General features: G+C 73.4%; 2 protein-coding genes. Both read left to right on the top strand.

Going from position 1 to position 5,522, the window contains the following annotated elements; genetic code table 11:
- Positions 1 to 3,830, top strand: a 3,830-nt coding sequence (locus ASC60_RS38315; protein WP_234357338.1) for an SDR family NAD(P)-dependent oxidoreductase, incomplete at its 5' end; no start/stop codon positions are given.
- 54 nt (positions 3,831 to 3,884) lie between these two features.
- On the top strand, positions 3,885 to 5,522 hold a 1,638-nt coding region (locus ASC60_RS38320; RefSeq protein ID WP_199831185.1), incomplete at its 3' end, for a type I polyketide synthase.

Consider the following 5,522-nt stretch of genomic DNA (forward strand, 5'->3'; position numbering starts at 1 on the left):
GCCGGAGCGGGCCCAGTGGCGATCCGGCGGAGCTGGGTCTGGTGTCCGCCGGGCATCCGCTGCTCGGTGCCGCCGTGGAAGTGGCCGAGGGTGGCACCCATCTGCTGACCGGGCGGCTGTCGCCGCAGACCCACCCCTGGCTGAACGACCACCGGGTGCGGGACACCGTGCTGCTGCCCGGGACCGCCTTCGCCGAACTCGCCCTGCACGCCGCCGCCCGGACCGGCTGTGACCAGGTGTCCGAGCTGACTCTGGCCGCGCCCCTGGTCGTACCGGGCGGCGAGGCGGTCGATGTCCAGGTCGTCGTCGGTGCCCCCGGCCACGGCGGTGAGCGCTCCGTCACCATCCATTCCCGTCCCGCCGCCGAGAGCGGTGACACGGCGTGGACGCGGCACGCCACCGGTGTTCTCACCCCCTCGCCCGCCACCACCGCCCTCAGGCTCGACGGTGTGTGGCCGCCGCCGGGAGCCACCTTGCTGCCCGTGCAGGACTTCTACGACCGGCTCGCCGACCACGGCTATGCCTACGGCCCGTCGTTCCAGGGGCTCACCGCCGCATGGCGGCTGGACGACCACCTGTACGCCGAGGTGGCGCTGCCCGAGGGCGAACGCGCCTCCGCCGGCCGGTACGGCGTCCACCCGGCCCTGCTCGACGCCGCCCTGCACGCCCGCGCCCTGAACGTCGCCCCCGATTCCGAGGAGGCGCAGCGGGTCCTCCTGCCCTTCGCGTGGAGCGGTCTGCGGCTGTGCGCCACCGGCGCCGACGCCCTGCGGGTGCGCATCACCCCCACCGCGCCGGACCGGCTCGCGTTGCTGGTCTGCGATCCGGTCGGGACACCGGTCGTGACCGTGGACGATCTGGTTCTGCGGCCCGTGCCGGAGGACGGACGGCTGGGCCGGGGCCGTTCCGTCGGCCGCAACGCGCTGTTCCAGCTCAGCTGGGTGCCGATGCCCCTGCCCGAGGGGGAGGCCGAGGGTGGCCCGGGGCTCCGTACGGCCGTCCTCGGGTCCGCCGCGGAAACGCCGGCCGTCGCCCTGCCCGGCGCCGTTCGTCATCCCGGCCTCGGCGCCGTCCGGGCGGCCACGGCGGATGGCGCACCGGCGCCCGATGTCGTGTTCGCCACCGTCACCACTCCCCCGGGCGCCGACCCGGCCGAGCACACACATCGCATCGGCACGGAAGTGCTCGCCCTGCTGCAGGACTTCCTCGCCGCCCCGGAGTTGGCCGGCTCCCGGCTGGCCGTCGTCACCCGGCGCGCGGTCGCCACCCCCGACCATGACGACATCCATGACCTGCCCGCTTCCGCCGCCTGGGGTCTGGTCCGCAGCGCGCAGTCGGAGAATCCCGGCCGTCTGCTGCTGCTCGATGTGGATGAGCCGGACCCTTCGCCGCGGGCGGTGGCCGGCGCGGTCGCGTCGGGCGAGCCGCAGATCGCTCTGCGCGCCGACGAGGCGTATGTGGCCCGGCTCGCCCATGACGACGCGGCCAGGCGGCTCGCCCCGCCCGATGGCCCGGGGGCGTGGCGGCTGGGGCTCACCGGGCACGGCAGCCTGGATCATCTCGCCCTGGTCGACTGCCCCGACAACACGCGCCCGCTGGGTCCCGGCGAGGTGCGGGTGGCGCTGCACGCGGGCGGGGTGAACTTCCATGACGTCGTCGTGGCGCTGGGCATGGTGGAGGATCCGCGGCCGCTCGGTGGCGACGGCGCGGGCGTGGTGGTCGAGGTGGGTCCGGGTACCGGACGGTTCGCCGTGGGTGACCGGGTGATGGGCCTGTTCAACGGCACCGGGCCGCTGGTCGTCACCGACAGCCGGCTCATCACGCGGATACCGGACGGCTGGTCGTACGCGCAGGCGGCGACCATCCCGTCGGCCTTTCTCACGGCGTACTACGGGCTGGCCGATCTCGCGGGGCTGCGCTCCGGGGAGAAGCTGCTGCTGCACGCGGCCACGGGTGGGGTCGGTCTGGCGGCCGTGCAGCTGGCCCGGCACTGGGGCGCCGAGGTGTACGCCACGGCGAGTCCCGGCAAGTGGCACGCGCTGCGGGCCCGTGGCTTCGACGACCGCCACCTCGCCTCCTCCCGCACGCTGGACTTCGAGGACCGTGTCCGTGAGGCCGCCGGGTCCGTCGATGTGGTGCTCAATTCGCTGGCGGGTGACTTCGTGGACGCGTCGCTGCGGCTGCTGGCGCCCGGTGGTCGCTTCATCGACATGGGCAGGACGGACATCCGTGATCCCGCCCGGGTCGGCGCCGAGCACACCGGGGTCGTCTACCGGGCGTTCGACCTCGTCAGCGGTGCCGGCCCGGACCGTATCCAGCAGATGCTGGCCGAGCTGACGGTGCTGTTCGAGGACGGAACACTGCGGCCACTGCCCACCACGGTGTGGGACATCCGCCGGGCTCCCGAGGCGTTCCGCCATTTCAGCCGGGCACGCCACATCGGCAAGATCGTCTTGACGATTCCGCAGGCCCTCGATCCGGAGGGCACCGTCCTGATCACCGGTGGCACCGGCACCCTGGGCGCCGCCACCGCCCGCCATCTGGTGGCCCGCCACGGCGTACGGAGGCTGCTGCTGGTCAGCCGCCGGGGGCTGGACGCGCCGGGTGCCCCCGAGCTGGCGGCGGAGCTGACCGAACGGGGCGCGCGGGTCACCGTCGCCAGGTGTGACGCCGCGGACCGGACGGCTCTCGCCACGCTGCTGGAGTCCCTTCCGAAGCGCCATCGGCTCACCGCGGTGGTCCATGCCGCCGGGTTGTTGCGCGATGCCACGGTCGAGGCGCTGACCCCCGGCCAGGTCGACGACGTCCTGCGGGCGAAGGCGGACGCGGCGTGGAATCTGCATGAGCTGACCCAGGACCTGGGGCTTTCGGCGTTCGTGCTGTTTTCCGCCGCCGCCGGACTGCTCGGCGCCGCGGGGCAGGGCAACTACGCGGCCGCCAACGCCTTCCTGGACGCCCTGGCCCAGCACCGCCACGCCCAGGGTCTGCCCGCGACCTCCCTGGCCTGGGGCTACTGGGAGCAGGCGACCGGGATGACCGGGGACATGACCGACGCCGACCGGGCCCGGCTGGCGCGGGCGGGCATCCTGGGGCTGGAGACCGAGCAGGGGCTCGCGCTGCTCGACATCGCCCTCGCCAGCGGTCTGCCCACACTGGCGCCCATCCGCCTGGATCTGGCCACCCTGCGCCGTCAGGCCCGGGACGCCGAACCACCGGCCCTCTTCCGCACCCTCGTGCGCGGCGGCGCTCCCCAGGCGGCCGCCAAAGCCACCGGTGCCGACGGGGTGCCCGCCACGGATCCGGCGCGATCGCTCGCGGCGCTCTCCGATGAGGACCGGCAGCAGGCGCTCCTCAAACTGGTACGCGGCCATACCGCGACCGTGCTGGGGCATGACGGGGCGGACTCCATCCATCCCGCGCAGAACTTCCGGGAACTCGGCTTCGACTCCCTGACCGCCGTCGAGCTGCGGAACCGGCTGAGCGCCGCCACCGGGCTGCGGTTGCCCGCCACTTTGGTCTTCGACCATCCCACGCCCACCGCGGTCGTCCGGCTCCTGGACGAGCTGCTGGCCCCGGCCCGTACGGCCCGACCCGGCTCCATCCTCGCCGATCTGGACGCCATCGGCGCGGTCCTGGGCGCGGTGGCCGACGACCGGGAGCAGCGGACGCGGATCGCGGGGCGGCTGCGGGAGTTGCTGCGCAGGGTGGACGACGGCGTGGGGGAGGCCCTGGACGCGCCCGGGGACGATCTGGAATCGGCCACCGACGAGGAGCTGTTCCACGTACTCGACGGCGAACTGAACGCCCCCTTCGACGACAGCCTCCGCTGACCTTCCCCGCCCTCCGATGAATCCAGACGGCCGTGACGATCGGGTTGATGTGACATGACGGACGACGAGAAGCTCCGCAGCTATCTGAAGCGGGCGACGGCCGATCTGCGCCTGGCCAAACGGCAGTTGCGCGAGGCCGGCGAGCGGACCCGGGAGCCCATCGCCATCATCGGGATGGCCTGCCACTTCCCCGGTGACGTGGCCTCTCCGGAGGACCTGTGGCGGGTGGTGAGCGAAGGGGCGGACGTCATCTCGTCCTTTCCCGAGGACCGCGGCTGGGATCTGGACGCCCTCTACGACCCCGATCCCGAGCACGCCGGGACGAGCAGCGCCCGCGAGGGCGGCTTCCTCCGCGATGTGGCCGACTTCGACGCCGACTTCTTCGGGATCAGCCCGCGCGAGGCCGCGGCGATGGACCCGCAACAGCGGCTGCTGCTGGAGACGGCGTGGGAAGCGTTCGAACGCGCCGGTCTCGGCCGCGACGCGCTGAGCGGGAGCGACACCGGAGTGTTCGCGGGGGTGGACTCGTACCACTATCTCTCGCTCATCGGGCAGACGACCGGTGACGCGGCGGGGTATGTCGCCACCGGAAACCTCGGCAGTGTGGTGTCGGGGCGGGTGTCGTACTCCTTCGGTCTGGAGGGCCCGGCGGTGACGGTGGACACCGCGTGTTCGTCATCGCTGGTGGCGACGCACATGGCGGCGCAGGCGCTGCGGCAGGGCGAATGCGGTCTCGCCCTGGCCGGCGGGGTGACGGTGATGGCGACGCCGGGCGGCTTCACCGAGTTCTCCCGTCAGCGCGCGCTGTCGCCGGACGGGCGGTGCAAGGCGTTCGCGGCGGCCGCGGACGGCACCGGCTTCTCGGAGGGTGTCGGTCTGGTGCTGCTGGAGCGGCTGTCGGACGCGCGGCGCCGTAACCACCGGGTGCTGGCGGTGATCCGTGGTTCGGCGGTCAACCAGGACGGGGCGAGCAACGGGCTGACCGCGCCGAACGGGCCCTCCCAGCAGCGGGTCATCAGGCAGGCGCTCGCCAACGGCCGGCTCTCGCCCCGCGAGGTGGACGCGGTGGAGGCGCATGGGACCGGTACGACGCTCGGCGATCCGATCGAGGCGCAGGCGCTGCTGGCCACGTACGGGCAGGACCGGCCGGACAATCGGCCCCTGTGGCTCGGCTCCATCAAGTCCAACATCGGCCACACCCAGGCCGCGGCCGGGGTGGCCAGTGTCATCAAGATGGTGATGGCCATGCGGCACGGGGTGCTGCCGCGTTCCCTGCACATCGACGAGCCGACCCCGCATGTGGACTGGACCACCGGTGACGTACGGCTGCTGACCGAACAGGTCCCCTGGGCGGCGGACGACCGTCCACGCCGCGCGGGGGTGTCCTCCTTCGGGATCAGCGGCACCAACGCCCATCTGATCCTGGAAGAGGCGCCGGAGGAGGCGGAACGGGCCGTCGCACAACCGGACGCGGGCGGCATCGGTGTGGTGCCGTGGGTGGTGTCGGCGCGGAGCGCTCAGGCGTTACGGGATCAGGCGCGGGCCTTGGCCGAACGGGTGGCCGCCGACGCGGACGTCACACCTGCCGAGGTGGGCTGGTCGCTGATCCGCACCCGGTCGGTGTTCGACCACCGCGCGGTGGTCGTGGGCGAGGACCGCGACGAACTGATGGCGGGGCTGACGGCGCTGGCC

The sequence above is a fragment of the Streptomyces sp. NBRC 110028 genome (genome assembly GCF_001417735.1).
In the GTDB taxonomy this organism is placed as follows: domain Bacteria; phylum Actinomycetota; class Actinomycetes; order Streptomycetales; family Streptomycetaceae; genus Streptomyces.